The following is a 16,866-nucleotide window of genomic DNA, read 5'->3' as shown; positions in this document are numbered from 1 at the left end:
GTCGCCATGTCCCAGCCCTCGATCTCCCGACGCCAGCTTCTCTTGGGCCATCGAACTGAGCCGTACGCCGGAATTTGTCCACCCGGTGCAACCATCGAAACACTTCTTGAGGCATGTACCGGGTGTGGACAATGCGCAGAGCGATGTCCCACCGACATAATCCGTCTGATCGGCGGATTGCCGTCGCTGGATTTCATGCAGGGCGAATGCACGTTCTGCGGCGAATGCAAGGAGGCCTGTCCGGAGCCGGTCTTTGCATCTGGTTCAGTAGATCGGTTTCGTCACATCGCCTCGGTCGGCGACGGCTGCCTCGCAAAGCAGAACGTTGCTTGCCAGTCTTGTGGCGAAGTGTGCCCGCAACAGGCAATTCGGTTCCGCCCGCGCATTGGCGGCCCATTCGTTCCCGACCTCAGTGCTGATCTCTGCAACGGATGCGGCGCGTGCCTGGCTGTCTGCCCCATCGGGGCAATCGCGATTGCACCCCGCAACGTGGAGATGGCCGATGCATGAGCCGTCATCGCGATATCATATTTCGAGCGCCGTTGTCGCCACGATGCCATCCAGCACGCAGGCCGTGCTCGATGCGCTGGCTGGCATGGAGAACGTAGAAGTTCACGGTCATGCCGGCGGCAAGATCGTGATCGTCATCGAAGGAACTAGCACCGGAATGCTGGGAGATCGTCTCTCGCAGATCTCACTCATGAACGGAGTGATCGCTGCGAACATGGTCTTCGAGCATGTCGAGGAGGAGGCAGACGAGCATGGCAGTGGAGTTGAACAGACGTGACATTCTCAAGGCGCAGGCCGCCGCCATCGCGGCGACGGCAGCGGGCATCGCCCTCCCCGCCGGGGCGCAGCCCGTGCCGGGCGGCGTCGGTGCGCTGCAGATAAAATGGTCCAAGGCGCCCTGCCGGTTCTGCGGCACGGGATGTGGTGTCATGGTCGGTGTGAAAGCGGGGCAGGTCGTCGCCACGCACGGCGACATGCAGGCGGAAGTCAACCGCGGCCTGAACTGCATCAAGGGCTACTTCCTGTCCAAGATCATGTACGGCGAGGATCGGCTCCAGACGCCGCTGCTCAGAAAGCGGAATGGCGCTTATGCGAAGGACGGGGAATTTGAACCCATTAGTTGGGACGAAGCCTTCGATATCATGGCGGAGCAATGCAAGCGGGTACTGAAGGAAAAGGGGCCGACCGCGGTCGGCATGTTCGGCTCAGGGCAGTGGACGATATTCGAAGGATATGCCGCCACGAAGCTGATGCGGGCGGGTTTCCGCTCGAACAACCTCGATCCAAATGCAAGGCACTGCATGGCCTCGGCCGCCTACGGCTTCATGCGCACTTTTGGTATGGACGAGCCGATGGGCTGTTACGACGATTTCGAGAACGCGGACGCCTTCGTGCTCTGGGGATCGAACATGGCGGAAATGCATCCAATTCTTTGGACGCGCGTCGCCGATCGAAGGCTTGGACAGCCCCATGTTCGCGTAGCCGTGCTCTCGACCTTCACCCATCGGAGCATGGACCTCGCCGACGTCCCTATCGTCTTCAAGCCAGGAACTGACCTGGCAATTCTAAACTACATCGCCAATCACATCATCAAGACTGGCCGCGTCAACGAGGCTTTCGTCAGGGACCATACCAAGTTCGCCAGGGCCGCCACCGATATCGGCTACGGTCTGCGTCCAGACGATCCCGTCGAAGTCAACGCCGCAAACTCCAAGGATCCCGGCAAGACCGAACCAATGGACTTCGATGCCTTCAAAGAGTTCGTCGCCGAGTACACGTTGGAAAAGACATCCAAACTGACAGGCGTGGACCCGGAATTCCTTGAACAGTTGGCGGAGCTCTACGCAGATCCGGGTCGCAAGGTGATGTCGCTGTGGACGATGGGGTTCAACCAGCACGTCCGCGGCGTCTGGGCGAACCAAATGGTCTACAACCTGCATCTTCTGACAGGGAAGATCTCCGAACCGGGCAACAGTCCCTTCTCGCTCACCGGCCAGCCATCCGCATGCGGTACGGCCCGCGAGGTAGGAACCTTCGCGCACCGTCTCCCGGCCGACATGGTCGTGACGAACCCGGAGCATCGCAAGCATGCCGAGGAAATCTGGCGGGTCCCGCATGGTATCATTCCGGACAAGCCTGGCTACCATGCCGTGCAGCAGGATCGAATGCTGAAGGACGGCAAGCTTAATTTCTACTGGGTGCAGGTCAACAACAACGTCCAGGCAGGGCCGAACACCAGCAACGAGACCTGGCAGGGCTATCGGAATCCGGACAACTTCGTCGTCGTTTCGGATGTCTACCCGACCATCACCGCGATGAGCGCAGATCTCATTCTTCCGGCTGCAATGTGGGTCGAGAAGGAAGGCGCCTACGGCAACGCCGAGCGACGAACCCATGTCTGGCACCAGCTCGTCCAGGCAAAGGGCGAGGCACGGTCGGATCTGTGGCAGCTCGTCGAGTTCTCGAAGCGGTTCACCACGGACGAGGTCTGGCCGAAGGACCTCCTCGATGCCAACCCAGAATTCCGCGGAAAGACCCTGTTCGACGTGCTGTTTAAGAACGGAGAGGTCGATCGGTTCCCGCTGAGCGAGATCAACGCGGAGTACGACAATGCCGAAGCCAAGGATTTTGGCTTCTACATTCAAAAAGGCCTGTTCGAAGAGTACGCCTCGTTCGGGCGCGGCCATGGCCACGACCTTGCGCCATACGACATGTATCATGAAGTGCGTGGCCTGCGGTGGCCGGTCGTCAACGGCCAGGAAACCCGATGGAGATACCGCGAAGGCTACGATCCCTACGTGAAGCCGGGCGAAGGTGTGAAGTTCTACGGCCAGCCCGACGGCAAGGCGGTTATCTTGGCCGCTCCCTACGAGCCGCCCGCCGAATCTCCGGACGACGAGTTCGATTTCTGGCTGGTTACAGGTCGTGTTCTCGAACACTGGCATTCCGGATCGATGACCATGCGGGTGCCTGAGCTCTATCGAGCATTTCCCGGCGCCCGATGTTTCATGAACGCCGAGGACGCACGCAAGCGCGGCATCAACCAAGGCGCCGAGGTGCGTATCGTTTCCCGACGTGGCGAAATCCGCTCGCGTATCGATATTCGGGGCAGGAACCGAATGCCGGCCGGGGTGATTTTCGTCCCTTGGTTCGACGCGAGCCAGCTGATCAACAAGGTCACGCTCGACGCCACCGATCCCATCTCCAAACAGACGGATTTCAAAAAATGCGCGGTCAAGATTCTTCCCGCCGTCTAAGGCGACCGGAATGGCAGGTGCTTGCTGCAGGTCTTATCGTATTTCTTTCGACGGCTGCCCTTGGGCAGGTCATGCAGCAGGGTGTCCCACAGCTCCAGGGGCCGACACCTTCGATGGAGACAGGGGCGGCCAAGCCCCTGCCGAAGTGGATCATTGACGACAAGCGCAAAATGCGCGCCTATCCGGACCAGCCACCAATCATCCCGCATTCCATCGAAGGCTACGAGCTGTCGGTCAACGCCAACCGTTGCCTTTCCTGTCACAAGCGTGAGTTCACACAAGACAGCGGAGCCCCGATGATAAGCGTCACGCACTACATGACGCGTGATGGGCAGATGCTGGCGGACGTCTCCCCCCGTCGTTATTTCTGTACCGCCTGCCATGTTCCGCAGGCGGACACTCAGCCGCTGGTCCCCAGCGAGTTCAAGGATATGAGCGAGCTGGGCTTCAGGCCTGCCGGAAGCGAGTGACAGCATGATCGCGTGGATCAAGAAAGCTATTTTATGGGCGTGGTCGATCCTGACGACGCCTGCGGCGACAATCGGCCTGGGCGTCCTGACGCTCGGTGGCTTCATCGGCGGCGTCATGTTCTGGGGCGCGTTCAACACCGCGTTGGAAATCACCAACACCGAGAAGTTCTGTACCTCCTGTCACGAGATGCACGATAACGTGTACCAGGAGCTCTCCCGCACCATCCATTTTTCAAATCGATCAGGCGTTCGGGCCTCCTGTCCCGACTGCCACGTGCCACATCAGTGGACGGACAAGATCGCACGCAAGATGCAGGCCTCGAAGGAAGTTTGGGGCAAAATATTCGGCACCATCAATACCCGCTCCAAGTTTCTCGAAAAGCGGCTGGAATTGGCTCAGCATGAATGGGCGCGCATGAAGGCGAACGACAGCCTTGAATGTCGCAACTGCCATTCCTCAGTGGCAATGGACCTTCAGAAGCAGACGCAACGCGCCGCCGAGATACACACGCGGTACCTCCTGTCGGGTCAAGCTACCTGCATCGACTGCCATAAAGGTATCGCCCATGAGCTCCCGAACATGGAAGGTATCGATCCGGGCTGGAAGATCCCCAAGGAACTGGAGGGCAAGAAAATGGTGAATGCGACCCCCATAGACGACCTGCAGGACGCAATCGCCAAGGCGCACATGTTTTCGGCTGAAGCGACCGAGTAACCCGCCCGCCAGCCGAACCGGAGTGGCCTCCGGCTCGCCGGCGCTGCATGTCTCAATCACGCCGCCTCGGTCGCCGCGACACCGGTTTCCTGGCGATCACCGTTTTCCGCGATCGCCCTCTTGATCAGGCTCATGATTTCACGCTCGGATCGAATATGCCGACGCATGGAGCCGAAGAACGAGCGAAGCTGATATCCCACGGCGTCCCACGAAAACCTGCATGTCCCGACCTGCAGAGACAGGAGCGTCTCGACGACCTCTTGTGCGGCGTCATGGTCAAGGAGCCTGCTTGTTCTCCGACGTTCGTCCGCTTCCGCGAGCTCGTCGCCGTGCATGATCAGCCCAAGTCCCCTGGAAACCAATCGTTCCTCTAGTTGATGGCTGGTGACGAGCAGAGGGACGAGTCCGATGGTGATTGTATCGCAAAGTCTCTCGTCGACATGGCAGGGCAGAAAGTCTGCGATCGCTTCGAGAAGGTCGCACCATGCTATGAGCTGACCGTAGCAGGCCTCAAGCTCCGAAAAGATATCAGGTCTTAGATTTTTCATGTCCTACCTTTGCAAGAACAGGCTGGCTGCGATCGCGATTGCTGCGATGACGGCAGAGACGACGCCGGTTCTTTGGAGGACCCCCATGCGGTAGAGCGTTATCGCGAATATCACGATCACCGGGGTCGCTATCGAAAGTCCTATCTGTGCGTCCGTCATCTGGGTCTCCTATTGCCGTGACTATAGGAACGTCGAACGAGGTGTTCTTTGCGATCGATCAAAGACGGAGTGTCACCGCGTAAATAGTCTCGCGGGCATGACGGCGATCATTTCGACAGACAGAGACGCTTGCGCGGCAGAACCATCCGGCGACGACCTGCTCACATGGATTCTCGCCTGGAGCGAGCTCGTTGTATTCGCAGCCCTGCTGACGTCATTCGTCGTCGCGTCGTGGCTGCAACCCGGAGAGTTCGCAGCCGGCAAGGCCAGGCTCCATCCGATCCTTCCGGTTATCAACACGACCGTGCTGCTGGCAAGCGGCTGGTTCGCCGCCGCGGCAGCAAACCAGAGCGGACGGCAACAGCGACTGGGGTTGCTGGCGTCGTCGGTCGGTGGCCTCGTGTTCCTGAGCCTGAAGATCTGCGAGTATTGGCTGGAAGGCGCCTCGCTGGTTTCAACGGACGTCTTCGCGCAGCTCTATATCCTTCTCACTGGCTTTCATTTGGCTCATGTCGCCTTTGGATCGCTCGTGCTCCTTCTCGTGGCGAAATTCCCTTCACGCCAGAACGTGCACCTGATCACGACACTCTGGCACGTGATCGACATTGTCTGGCTTGTCATGTTTCCGGTGGTCTATTTGGTATGAACAAGACAAGGCAGAATGCGGTCAATCCGCAGCGCGCACTGTTCTATCTCATGATTCTCACGCTCAGTGTCTTTGCGGTGTCGGTGCTCCTTCCCAACGCGTCGGCAAAACCGGCCGTAGCGGTCACGGTCGCCACACTTGCCTTGCTGAAAGTGCGCCTCGTCGCCCTCGATTTCCTCGGCTTGCGACACAACCGCTCACGAATGAGACCGGCATTGATCGCCTGGGCCGCGGCCGTGCTTCTGATCGCCTTGGCGAAGGTTTTCGCATCTTCGGCTGTGTTTGCGAATTAACAAAGATCCGTTTGGCGATTTCGGCCATCTAGATCATCGCGAGCCACTGGCTCGGTTTCCGACGTCACGGCGTATCCGCCACTGGCACGAAAGGACAATCAATGGCTGAACGCCTAACAAAAACCGCGGCCCGCAACGTGTTCTACGGCGGGTCGGCCTTCTTCTTCGCGATCTTCGTGGGCCTCACGGCGCACAGCCACTACTATATTCGAACCGTCTCCACCGACGAGACCACGCTTACGGAAAGCGTGGCGAGAGGCAAGCATATCTGGGAGAAAAACGCCTGTATCAACTGCCATACGCTTGACGGCGAAGGCGCCTACTTCGCCCCCGAACTCTCCAATGTCTGGATTCGCTGGGGCGGAGACAAGGATCCCTCAAGTGCACGCGACGCGCTGCATGCCTGGATGGCCGCGCAGCCCTCAGGGATCGAGGGCCGGAGGCAGATGCCCCAGTTCAACCTGACCGACCAAGAAGTGAATGATCTCGCGGATTTCCTCCAGTGGGTCAGCAAGATGAAGACGCAGAATTGGCCGCCAAACCAAGCCGGCTGAGGGGCGAGAGGATTAACCAATGAAATACAAGACACAAAGCGTCGCCATGCTCTACTTTTACGGAGCACTCGGCCTTTTCATGGCGCAGCTCCTGTTCGGCGTGTTGGCCGGCACGATCTACGTGCTACCGAACACCCTGTCCGTCGAGCTGCCCTTCAACATCGTCCGTATGATCCATACGAACGCGCTCATCGTGTGGCTCCTGATGGGCTTCATGGGTACGACCTACTTTCTCCTTCCGGAAGAGTGCGAGACCGAGCTCTATAGTCGAAAGCTGGCTGTCGCCCAGTTCTGGATCTTCCTGGTCGCCGCAGCGGTCGCTGTCGTCGGCTACCTCTTCCATATCCACGAGGGCCGCGAATTCCTTGAGCAGCCGTTTGCGATCAAGGTCGGCATCGTCATCGTTGCGCTGATGTTCCTCTTCAACGTCACCATGACCGCGCTGAAGGGAAGAAAGACGACGATCACCAACATTCTGCTGTTCGGTCTCTGGGGCGTGGCGATCTTCTTCCTGTTTGCCTTCTACAACCCGATCAACCTGGCACTGGACAAGATGTACTGGTGGTACGTGGTGCATCTGTGGGTGGAAGGCGTCTGGGAATTGATCATGGCGTCAGTTCTTGCCTACCTGATGATCAAGCTCAACGGCATCGATCGGGAAGTCGTCGAAAAGTGGCTCTATGTCATCGTCGGCCTTGCTCTCTTCTCCGGCATCCTCGGCACGGGTCACCATTATTACTGGATCGGCGCTCCCGGATACTGGCAGTGGATCGGCTCGCTCTTCTCGACGCTGGAAGTCGCGCCCTTCTTCACCATGGTCGCCTTCACCTTCGTCATGACGTGGCGCGCGGGAAGAAAGCATGAGAACAAGGCCGCGCTCCTGTGGTCGATCGGTTGCTCCGTCATGGCCTTCTTCGGGGCGGGCGTCTGGGGGTTCCTGCACACGCTGTCTTCGGTGAACTACTATACCCACGGCACGCAGGTCACCGCCGCGCACGGCCACCTCGCCTTCTTCGGCGCCTATGTGATGCTGAACCTTGCCGCGATGGCCTATGCGATCCCGCAGATCAAAGGCCGCGCACCTTACAATCAGTGGCTCTCGATCAGCAGTTTCTGGATCATGTGCGGCGCCATGTCGGTCATGACCTTCGCGCTTACCTTCGCCGGCATCATCCAGGTCCACCTGCAGAGAGTACTCGGTGAATCCTACATGGACGTCCAGGACCAGCTCAGCATGTTCTACTGGGTCAGGCTCGGCTCCGGGATCTTCGTGTTCGCAAGCGCAATCATGTTCATCTGGTCGGTACTCGTCCCCGGAGGTCGCCGTGCAGCCAACGTTGTAGCCCAGCCCGCCGAATAGGCGGGCTCCCCCATGGAGATCTGATATGACGATAGCTCTCAAATCCCCTCTCAATCCAAACACCGAAATTCCGCACTACACGGCCCAGGGCAACGAATGTGGCCTTTTCGAAAGCGCATGGACCCGGCAACTCCCTGTCCTCCTCAAAGGGCCGACTGGATGCGGAAAGACCAGGTTCGTCCATCACATGGCTGCACGTCTCGGGCTTCCCGTTTCCACCGTATCCTGCCACGACGACCTCACTGCGGCCGACCTGACAGGTCGATATCTGCTGAAGGGCGGGGAAACCGTGTGGGTCGACGGGCCGTTGACTCGTGCTGTACGCAACGGCGGCGTCTGCTATCTCGATGAAATCGTCGAGGCACGCAAGGACGTGGCGGTGGTTCTCCATCCGCTCACAGACGATCGCCGCATCCTTCCGCTGGAAAGAACCGGCGAGCTTCTGGAAGCTCAGCCGGGCTTCATGGTCGTCGTTTCGTACAATCCGGGCTACCAGAACCTGATGAAGGCGCTGAAGCCCAGCACCAGGCAGCGTTTCGTATCCATCGAGTTCGATTTCCTTCCTCGAGATCAGGAGATCGTGACGGTCGCGCTCGAAAGCGGACTGCAGGAAAGCAAAGTGGCCCCGCTCGTGGATCTTGCGCGTCGTCTACGGGTCCTGAAGGGGCAAGATCTCGAAGAAGGCGTTTCCACACGCCTCCTGATCTACTGCGCAACCCTGATCGAGGCAGGATTGCCGACTGCCGAGGCCGTACGGGCGGCGATCATCGAACCACTCACGGACGAGCCCGATGTGAAAGCCGCCCTGGTGGAAATCGCCAAGGCGACGTTTGGATAGGTGAACCATGCTCGAATTTCTGGAACTCGAAGAGACTGTCGGGCGCGCGTGGCACCGTATTGTCGGCGACACCAGCTCCTGGCCGAGGCATCCGGCGCATGCCGTGTGCCTGGCCGATCTCAAGTCTCAACTCGCCGTCTGCTTTCGTGCATTCGGCGGCGGGTCGACCTTGCAGATCCAGAAATCACGACAAAAGACCTCTCTGCATCGGTTACGGCTCCGGCAGGTGGTCGGCCTCGGCGAAGAGCGGACCGACCACCCGACGTGGGACGGTTCCGCCATTCACCTTCCGGCAGTTATCGACCTGTTCGAGGATCGCTCACTCAACAGGGAGCTCTATTTCTGGCTCGCCGCATACGTCGCGGTCGCCCCGGAACCGGGACGGACCACGAGCGATCCGGCGCTTGCCGACATCGCTGGAATTGAGGCTGGTCGACGAAACTCCGCTCTCGTCGTGGCGATTTTTCCTGGCATGAGAGAGCGATACGCCCGTCTCGCCCATGCGATACTCGCGTGTCGAACCCGCGGCAAGCTTCCAAGAGTCGAACGCCGGATCGAGGAGTTTGTCCGCACCGCGCTTTCCTTTCCTCTGGAGCATTCGCTCCCCGGAAATTCGCGACCCGCGATCGATGCGGCACCTCCGGGTTACCTTCCGATGCTATCTCTTCCAATCTGGCCGGACTTCGCCGGCAAGGCGGAATGTGAGCCGTCTGATCGTGACGATCTCCCGTCGGAAGGCAACAATGGCAAAGCCGACCGATCGCCGCATGAGGCCAAGCGAAAGAAAGACGCCAGCGACCGGAAGCGCGATCCGTTTATTCTCAACCGTTTCGAGAAAATTCTCGCGATGGCGGAGATGGTCAACGTCGATCGTCCAACGGATGACCGCGAGGACGAAGACAGCAGCGCCGCCGAGGAGCTAGATGAAATCACCCTCAGCGAGACGAAGGAGCGCCCAAAGTCGAAATTCCACTTCGATTTGGACCTTTCACCCGAAGCATTCGATCCATCGCGGATACAGGCGGAATTGACGTATCCAGAGTGGAATTTTCGAAAGCGTGAATACCTGCAGGACCATTGCAGGGTCGTCGTTGGAATGGCCTCGGAAGAGGACGAGAAGCCGATCGCAACCGATCAGGCCGTTGTCCGCAAAGTCAGGCGTCAGTTCGAAACGTTGCGCCCGAAGCGAGAAATCCGCAGGGCACAATTGGATGGCGACGAACTCGACGTCGAAGCTGTCGTCCGCTCGCGCGTCGATCTGGTCGCCACGGGGCAACCCGACGACCGCATTTACGAATCTGCCCACCCCGCAGCACACGAGCTGGCAACGTCCATATTGGTCGACGTGTCGCTATCGACCGACTCATGGATCGATAACAGAAGAGTTCTCGACGTGGAGATGCAGGCGCTCGACGTATTCGCGCGCGGTCTCGACGCCTGCGGCGATCGGTTTTCAATCAACACATTCACGTCGCGTCGTCGGGACTGGGTCCGGATCGACACGGTCAAGGGCTTCGGAGAGAGGTTTTCACATGCAGTGGCAAGGCGCATCACCAACCTGAAGCCAGGCTATTACACCCGCATGGGGGCAGCCATTCGCCATACATCGAAGCAGCTCGACGCGCAGGGTGCACGAAAACGGCTCCTTCTCATCCTGACGGACGGAAAGCCGAACGACGTCGATCACTACGAGGGCAGATTTGCCCTTGAGGATTGCCGCAAGGCGGTCATGGAAGCGCGCGGCAAGGGACAGGCGGTCTTCGCCGTCACCGTCGATCACGATGCGGGCGACTACCTTCCTGCCATCTTCGGCCGGGCGGGATTCGCCCTCGTGTCGGATATCTCCAAGCTGCCAAGCGCACTTCCCGCAATTTATCGCAATTTGACGAAGTGAGCGTTCAGGCGCCGAGCAACGCACGCCTGAAGTAGATCGCTGGGACGAGGCAGGCACGGCGAGTGATCACTCCATCGGCGGCGGTCCTGTGCTCGATTGCCAAAGGTGGCAAGCCGGGGATGGTGCTCCCCGGCATTGCCCGCTTACGCGGCCTTGCTGTGAGTTCTCCCGGAGGACCCGAGGTAGGCGTCGAACGCAGCGGCGACGGCGCGCACCATGAACCGCGAGTCCTGGGACACAGTTACCCGACCCTCGACGACGTCTGCAACGCCGTCGGCGACCAAGTCCTGAAGCCGTTCGTTCCTCTCCAGCAGGTAGCGGACGTCATGGCCTGCCTCTTCGCTTAGTTTTGACAGGTCAACCTCGAAATCGCACATGAGACGTTCGATGACCTTGGCCCGCAGCCTGTCTTCATCGGTGAGCGCGTATCCCTTCGCCGTGGGAAGGACACCCGACGCAACCATCTCTGCGTACCGACCGATGGGCACATGGTTCTGGTAGTATCCGGACGGCAAACGACCGATCGCCGAAGCGCCGAGGCCAATCAATGTATCGCACTCGTCGGTCGTATAGCCTTGGAAGTTTCTACGAAGCACGCCGGAGCGGGAAGCGACCGCAAGCTGATCGCCGGGAAGTGCGAAGTGGTCGAGGCCAATCCGGACGTAGCCCGCTGCCACGAGCTCTTCGGCGATAGCTTCCGCTTGTTCGTTGCGCTGGCGAGCATCGGGAAGCGCGGACTCGTCGATCAGGCGTTGGTGTTTCTTGAAGGCGGGGATGTGCGCATAGCCGAATACCGCAAATCGTTCGGGTCTCAGTTCAGTGGCGAGCCTGACGGTCGATATGCAGGATTCGACGGTCTGATGCGGAAGCCCGTAGATCAGATCGAAGTTTATGCTCGACGCGCCGTAGGTGCGCAGCCCTGCGACAGCCGCCTGGGTCTGTTCGAAGGTTTGTATCCGGTTGATCGCGCGCTGGACAACTGGATCGAAGCTCTGCACACCAAGGCTTGCGCGATCGACCCCATTTTCTCCCAGCGCCTCGATCATTGCAGGCTGTAGTGTTCGTGGATCGATTTCAACGGCGACACTAGCGTCGTCCTCGAACTGAAACGCGCTCCGGAGCTTTCGCATCAGTGCAGAGAATTCTTCCGGCTTCATGATGGTGGGCGTGCCGCCCCCGAAATGGACGTTCTTCACCGGCAGGGTATTTCCCGCGGCGAACGAGACGAGTTCTATTTCCTGGTTCATGACCTCCAGGTAGTCCAGGACTGGCGCATCCTGCCGGGTGATGGTGGTGTGACAGCCGCAGTACCAGCACATGGAGCGACAGAAGGGAACGTGAAGATAGAGGGAGACCGGCCCGGATTTTGCCGCGGTCGCAAGGCCGTTGGCGTAGTCGTCAGGTCCGACCGTCGCTGCGAAGGCTGGTGCGGTCGGGTAGCTAGTGTAGCGCGGAAGGCGCGCGTCGCCGTACTTGGCAACCAAATCTGACATCTTGGCATCCTTCATAAAGGTCATGATGTCTTATGGGCGCGATCCGATCGAGGTTCCTTGTCCTAAATCAACTACGGGGCCGCCGCGAATTCGTTGATATTTGTTCGCCGTCAAAGTCGGGCCGATCGATGCCGCCTATCGTGGGCTCATGACATGTGGACGAGCCGCGGTCCTGTCAGTTGTCAAGCTTGCGGCAAGAGGAACCAATCAAGATGACTGACGCGCAAACGACCACCCCCGCCGAAGCCCCACATATCGATGTCCGGATTCTCCCTCACGCCGAACGTCACGCCCGCATCTTTGGAACCCTCGGCACCCTGACGCCGGGCGGCGCTCTCTTTATCACAAGCGACCACGAACCCCGCCCGCTGCACTACCAGCTTGAGACGGCGTTCCCTGGGAAGTTTGCCTGGGAATATCTCGAACAGGGTCCTGAGGTCTGGCGCGTTGAAATTACCCGGCTGGACTCCGGCTGCGACTGCTGCTGCGGCAGCCACTAACCTCGGAGATGCGCGATGATGCCCGTGGGCACAACTCTGTCGCGTTGGACAATGTCGTATTTCGGCGCGGCGCTCGTCTTTCTGCTGTTCGCCGAAAGCCTGCTTTCGGCAGGAGCATGGGTGCCATCGTCTAATGTGGCCGAGCCCCATGCTCTCATCATCGTGCATTCGATAACCCTCGGCTGGCTCGCTCTTCTGATGATCGGTGCGCTCCTCCAGTTCGCGCCGGTGTTGACGGGCCTGAGCTTGCCGACCAGTCGGCTCGATATGCCCAGCCTCGCAGGGCTCGTCGCCGGGTTAGGGCTGCTCCTCTTCGGCTTTCGATTGATCGACGCCGGATCCGCCGCAGCAGGTCCGACGATGATCGCGGCTTCGGTGACCTTGGCAGTTTCAATCCTATCGATCGGTCTTGTGCTATTTTCAGTCCTTTGGCGCGGGAGAGAGATGCACGCGGCCTCGCCACTCGTCCTGATCGGAATTGCGTGCCTCTTCATTGCTGCTGCCTTCGGAACGCTCTTTGCAATTACCATCTCCGGTCTGATTGAAGCGTCCAGCGTCGTCGAATTCGTAGCCAATGCCGTCCCCTATCACGCCAGCTTTGGCCTCTTTGGATGGATGACGTTCGCGGCCATCGGCGTGAGCTACAAGCTGCTGCCAATGTTCCTGCTGTCGGACGACATGAACAATTCGGCGTTCATTCGTCAAACAGGATGGATCGGGGTCTCGATGCTGGCGGTCGCGGCTGTCTGCACCACGTTCGAGCCAACCATAGGTCGGACGGTTCTTTTGTTGGCCGCACTGGCGTTCCAGTGTACGGTTGCCGCCTATCTGGTAGAGCTGGCCAAGACCTATCGTTCGCGGCGGCGTAAAGGGCTGGAGTTGAACACGACCGGATCCCTACCGGCTTTCGCCTTCCTGGCGGTTTCCGTTCCGATGTTTGCGGTTGCTCTCCTCGTACATGCCGGAACGGAAGTCTTGACGGCAGTAACCTATCTGTTCGTCTTCGGCTGGCTGACCGGCCTGGGCCTGGCTCAGCTCCTCAAGATCGTTCCGTTTTTGACCTGGATCGAAGCCTACGGCCCTCTCCTGGGCCGCAGGCCGACGCCTCGGCTAGGCGACTTGATAAAAGGGCGCCGCGCGGCTGCCTGGCTCGGCACCTTCTACTTCGCGGTCATTGCCGCCTCGGTTGCGATTGCCGTCAGATCCGACTTCGGATTTCAAGTCGCGGCCATTGTTCAGACATTTGCCACGGCTGCCCTCGCCGTCGAACTCGTGCTAGCACGATCTCTTGTAAATGTGGAGGCAGCCACCAAGAGGGCACCATTTCAACAGCCGGCGCTGTTTGTCGCCGCCAACCACAGAGGTAACGCCAATGGTTCAGCTTCGTGAACTCGATGTTCGACAGATCCTGCGTGACGGCGGGATGCCCTTCCAACTGATCATGGATACGTTCGCAGGTCTTGATCCGGGCGAAGGCGTGCGGCTGCACGTGATATTCGAGCCGGTTCCCTTGATCAAGCAGCTCGAACAGCGTGGCTTTGCGCACGCTTCCAGACGCCTTGCCGACGACGACTGGGAAATCGACTTCGTTCCACACGAGCCGGCGCTGAAGGCTGCGGATGCTGTGACGCAGACGGAGGCGATATGGCCGGATCCGACCTGGAACCTTGACCTTACCGATCTCGCCCCACCTGAACCGATGGAACGAATTCTTTCCAGACTGGAGAGCATGAAGAGCGGAGAGGTCCTCTTTGCGCTCCTCAACAGGGAGCCGGTGTTCCTGTTTGGCGAATTGAAGGAACGCGGGCACGAATGGGTTGGAAATTTCGATGAAACGGGAAAGGTTTACCGGATCATGATCAGGGCGACGCCGGTGGATGCTACCAATGACCAGCTCTAGCCTCACCCAGGAAACGGTTCTTGATGCGCTTCGCGAAATCGAGGATCCGGAAGTCGGTACCGGAATTGTCGATCTTGGACTGGTGTACGGGCTCGACATTCACGAGAACGGCGTCGTGAAGATCAAGATGACGACCACCACGCGCTTCTGTCCGGCCTCAGGCTTCATTGTGGGTGCCGTCAGAAATCGGGTCGAACAAATCAACGGTGTGACCGAGGTCGTTGTTGACCTCGTATATGATCCCCCGTGGTCGCCGGAGATGGCGGCCTTGTTCTCGCTGGAGCCGTTATGACGCGGATCGATCCAGGTCTGTTGAGGTGGAACCTTGAAAATTGACCTCGCCGCCCCGACCGTCGACGCGTCGCACTTGGCCGCGCGCTTCGGTCTCGAAGCCGAAACGCTCCGAAAATACATCACCCAGGGTCTTGTCCGCAGCCGGGTCGAGGTTGGTGAGAACGAAGACCTCGGAAGATCGCGCCTGACCGTTCGGTTCGGCAACAGGGTGTGGATAGCAATTGTAGGCGCCGATGGCAGCGTTCTGAGTGAAGAGACGAAATTTGTCGCCTCATCGACCTCCCGCCAGGCTGTGTGCTCGACTGGAGCGGAGTGACACGCGCGGCACCGTTCTACCGCGACGGCGGCTCCACTTTCGGCTATCCACTGGTATGAACGAGCACGGTAGATCGCCTGCTCCGGAGCGAGCGGATCCAATCTATGCTGATGGGCGAAGGGTGCCTTGCTCGATCTTGAGTGCCCAATCGCCAAGATGGAAATCCGACGTGGACGGCTTCATGAGGCAATCTTGGAGGCAGCGAGACAGCAGCGATCACTCTCCTGTGCCGCAACCTGATCTGTGTCGTACGGCAGCTTTATAAGCGTCCGTCTTTCGCAAACGTTATCTTCAAAGAACGCGCGGCCGAATTTACTGCAGCCGCGCGCGGGTTTCAATTTCCCTTAGCGCCCAAAGGTTTCCGTTCCCGGCACAGAAACGGAGCGTGCTCATGCGCGAACATGCAGAAGGCCACTGTCCAACCGATCGCCGATGCCATCAGTATCTCGGTGCTGAGCGACGGCAACAGCTCGGCGGTCGGCCGGAGAAGTGCGACTGCGCCCAACACGATATAGGAAGAGTTGGTAAATCGGCTCGATTTTACCTTCCGTCCGGTATGTCCGCGCGTGGCCCTCGTCATGACGGCCAGCATCATGAGGGAGATTGCTCCGATGGCAAATACGTGAAGAACGGCCACCTGGGGCATTCCTTTTGTACCCAGGCTCACGGCGGCGAACCCGAGAGGCACGAAAGCGTACGCGGCATGGAGCACGAAAAGGATCGGTTCCTGCCAGACGTTCCACCCGCGCCAACGATAGAGCCTGATCCCATTCATCACCGCTGCAACAGCGGCGCAAAAGCCGGTCAGAACGGCTTCTGGAGCGATGGCCCATGCGGCCAACGAAGCGGCGCCAACGATAATTGTAGCGGCATCGTAGTGGTTGTAGGGAACTGGAAACTCTGTTCGGCCGAACTGGTTCAGCCAATTCCGCGTGAAACTTGGGAGGATTCGTCCGCCCACGATCGTCACCAACAGCACATAAGCTCCGAGACCGAGGCGGATGGGCAGCTCGGGATTATGCCCCATGATCACGTCGACATGAAAGATCACGTTCGCGGTCGATAGAACCACGAGCCCCGCGATCACTTTCAAGTCTTTCCATTTCTTGCCAGCGACGACCTCCCGTGCACACAGGACGAGCATGGCCGGCAGAAAGAGGCAGTCGATTGCGACGGCGGGAACTACCCCGATCGACGTGCTTGCCAGCATAGCGACCCTGCCTGCGCACCATACTGAAAAGAGAACCGCAAGAGGGCGCCCCGAAATCGGCAGCCTGCCAGTCCAGTTTGGGATTGCCGTAAGGAGGAAGCCGGCCAGGATCGCAGGCGCGAAACCGAATATCATCTCGTGGGCGTGCCAGTGGAGCGTCCCGTACTCTGTTGCAAGCGGAATTCCAAATCGAAGGAAGGCGGCCCATAAATCGATGCTGACGATCGCCCACAATGCCGACGCCAGAAAGAAAGGACGAAACCCGTAGGAAAAGAGGACAAGTCCGGAGCGCGACATTCCACGCGGAACGCGTTCGTCCTTTGCCATTGTCTTCTGCATGATCAGTGTCTCCAAATTGATCACGCAGCAATGCCGGCTTTAAAGACAACAGTCGTTGAGATTACGCAAAG

20 protein-coding genes are annotated in these 16,866 nt (G+C 59.2%); 16 read left to right on the top strand and 4 right to left on the bottom strand.

Annotation, left to right across the window (positions count from 1 at the left end; genetic code table 11):
* The first annotated feature begins 6 nt into the window (after positions 1-6).
* From napF to ASC97_RS18500, 5 genes are read left to right on the top strand one after another with little or no spacing between them, the layout of a single operon-like run.
* Entirely contained in the window at positions 7-510 is a 504-nt protein-coding gene (gene napF / locus ASC97_RS18520; protein ID WP_057469819.1) for a ferredoxin-type protein NapF, read from the top strand.
* A complete protein-coding gene (locus tag ASC97_RS18515; protein WP_057469818.1) occupies positions 503-787 on the top strand; it encodes a chaperone NapD in 285 nt (94 codons plus the stop codon). Before napF ends, ASC97_RS18515 begins: the two co-directional genes overlap by 8 nt.
* Positions 762-3,266, top strand: a complete 2,505-nt coding sequence (gene napA / locus ASC97_RS18510; RefSeq protein ID WP_057469817.1) for a periplasmic nitrate reductase subunit alpha — start codon at positions 762-764, stop codon at positions 3,264-3,266. Before ASC97_RS18515 ends, napA begins: the two co-directional genes overlap by 26 nt.
* Entirely contained in the window at positions 3,236-3,736 is a 501-nt protein-coding gene (locus ASC97_RS18505) for a nitrate reductase cytochrome c-type subunit (RefSeq protein WP_057469816.1), read from the top strand. The genes napA and ASC97_RS18505 overlap by 31 nt, the downstream gene beginning before the upstream one ends.
* Before the next feature lie 7 nt (positions 3,737-3,743).
* A complete protein-coding gene (locus ASC97_RS18500) occupies positions 3,744-4,451 on the top strand; it encodes a NapC/NirT family cytochrome c (RefSeq protein WP_057469885.1) in 708 nt (235 codons plus the stop codon).
* A 56-nt stretch (positions 4,452-4,507) separates the two neighbouring features.
* Here the strand turns inward: ASC97_RS18500 and ASC97_RS18495 are convergent, their stop codons facing one another.
* Together ASC97_RS18495 and ASC97_RS34710 are read right to left on the bottom strand one after the other, a co-directional pair.
* Positions 4,508-4,999, bottom strand: a complete 492-nt coding sequence (locus tag ASC97_RS18495; protein ID WP_057469815.1) for a hypothetical protein — start codon at positions 4,997-4,999, stop codon at positions 4,508-4,510.
* A gap of 3 nt (positions 5,000-5,002) precedes the next feature.
* Entirely contained in the window at positions 5,003-5,158 is a 156-nt protein-coding gene (locus ASC97_RS34710) for a hypothetical protein (RefSeq protein ID WP_200959499.1), read from the bottom strand.
* 97 nt (positions 5,159-5,255) lie between these two features.
* On the opposite strand from ASC97_RS34710, the gene ASC97_RS18490 reads away from it, so the two are divergent.
* The 6 genes from ASC97_RS18490 (at position 5,256) to ASC97_RS18465 (ending at position 10,743) form a co-directional block, all read left to right on the top strand.
* Positions 5,256-5,804 carry a cytochrome c oxidase subunit 3 gene (locus tag ASC97_RS18490; RefSeq protein ID WP_057469814.1) on the top strand — a complete coding sequence of 183 codons (549 nt, stop codon included), beginning with the start codon at positions 5,256-5,258 and terminating at the stop codon, positions 5,802-5,804.
* Positions 5,801-6,097: a cytochrome C oxidase subunit IV family protein gene (locus ASC97_RS18485; protein ID WP_057469813.1), complete on the top strand. Its 297-nt coding sequence runs from the start codon at positions 5,801-5,803 to the stop codon at positions 6,095-6,097. The genes ASC97_RS18490 and ASC97_RS18485 overlap by 4 nt, the downstream gene beginning before the upstream one ends.
* Positions 6,098-6,198: 101 nt before the next feature.
* Positions 6,199-6,651 (top strand): c-type cytochrome, encoded by a 453-nt coding sequence (locus ASC97_RS18480; protein ID WP_057469812.1) that lies wholly within the window; start codon positions 6,199-6,201, stop codon positions 6,649-6,651.
* A gap of 19 nt (positions 6,652-6,670) precedes the next feature.
* On the top strand, positions 6,671-8,011 hold the full coding sequence (locus ASC97_RS18475) for a cbb3-type cytochrome c oxidase subunit I (protein WP_057469811.1): 1,341 nt from the start codon (positions 6,671-6,673) through the stop codon (positions 8,009-8,011).
* Positions 8,012-8,036: 25 nt separating this feature from the next.
* Entirely contained in the window at positions 8,037-8,849 is an 813-nt protein-coding gene (locus tag ASC97_RS18470; protein WP_057469810.1) for a CbbQ/NirQ/NorQ/GpvN family protein, read from the top strand.
* Positions 8,850-8,856: 7 nt separating this feature from the next.
* The gene (locus tag ASC97_RS18465) at positions 8,857-10,743 is read left to right on the top strand and encodes a nitric oxide reductase activation protein NorD (protein WP_057469809.1); all 1,887 of its coding nucleotides are present in this window, start codon (positions 8,857-8,859) and stop codon (positions 10,741-10,743) included.
* Positions 10,744-10,886: 143 nt separating this feature from the next.
* On the opposite strand, the gene hemN is transcribed toward ASC97_RS18465, so the two are convergent.
* Complete coding sequence (hemN, locus tag ASC97_RS18460) at positions 10,887-12,236, bottom strand: oxygen-independent coproporphyrinogen III oxidase (protein WP_057469884.1); 1,350 nt, start codon at positions 12,234-12,236, stop codon at positions 10,887-10,889.
* A gap of 212 nt (positions 12,237-12,448) precedes the next feature.
* On the opposite strand from hemN, the gene ASC97_RS18455 reads away from it, so the two are divergent.
* From ASC97_RS18455 to ASC97_RS18435, 5 genes are read left to right on the top strand one after another with little or no spacing between them, the layout of a single operon-like run.
* Complete coding sequence (locus tag ASC97_RS18455; RefSeq protein ID WP_057469808.1) at positions 12,449-12,736, top strand: DUF2249 domain-containing protein; 288 nt, start codon at positions 12,449-12,451, stop codon at positions 12,734-12,736.
* 15 nt (positions 12,737-12,751) lie between these two features.
* Positions 12,752-14,125, top strand: a complete 1,374-nt coding sequence (locus tag ASC97_RS18450; protein ID WP_057469807.1) for a hypothetical protein — start codon at positions 12,752-12,754, stop codon at positions 14,123-14,125.
* Positions 14,109-14,636 (top strand): DUF2249 domain-containing protein, encoded by a 528-nt coding sequence (locus ASC97_RS18445; RefSeq protein WP_057469806.1) that lies wholly within the window; start codon positions 14,109-14,111, stop codon positions 14,634-14,636. Before ASC97_RS18450 ends, ASC97_RS18445 begins: the two co-directional genes overlap by 17 nt.
* A complete protein-coding gene (locus ASC97_RS18440) occupies positions 14,623-14,928 on the top strand; it encodes a metal-sulfur cluster assembly factor (protein WP_057469805.1) in 306 nt (101 codons plus the stop codon). Before ASC97_RS18445 ends, ASC97_RS18440 begins: the two co-directional genes overlap by 14 nt.
* A 33-nt stretch (positions 14,929-14,961) precedes the next feature.
* Positions 14,962-15,246 carry a DUF6522 family protein gene (locus ASC97_RS18435; RefSeq protein ID WP_057469804.1) on the top strand — a complete coding sequence of 95 codons (285 nt, stop codon included), beginning with the start codon at positions 14,962-14,964 and terminating at the stop codon, positions 15,244-15,246.
* A 334-nt stretch (positions 15,247-15,580) separates the two neighbouring features.
* Here ASC97_RS18435 and ASC97_RS18430 read toward each other — a convergent pair whose 3' ends face one another.
* Positions 15,581-16,795 carry an NnrS family protein gene (locus ASC97_RS18430; RefSeq protein WP_057469803.1) on the bottom strand — a complete coding sequence of 405 codons (1,215 nt, stop codon included), beginning with the start codon at positions 16,793-16,795 and terminating at the stop codon, positions 15,581-15,583.
* Positions 16,796-16,866 lie beyond the last annotated feature (71 nt).

The organism is Rhizobium sp. Root1203, from assembly GCF_001424945.1.
In the GTDB taxonomy this organism is placed as follows: domain Bacteria; phylum Pseudomonadota; class Alphaproteobacteria; order Rhizobiales; family Rhizobiaceae; genus Rhizobium.
The sequence above is the reverse complement of the archived record's forward strand: the minus strand, read 5'-3'. Positions and strand labels throughout refer to the sequence as shown.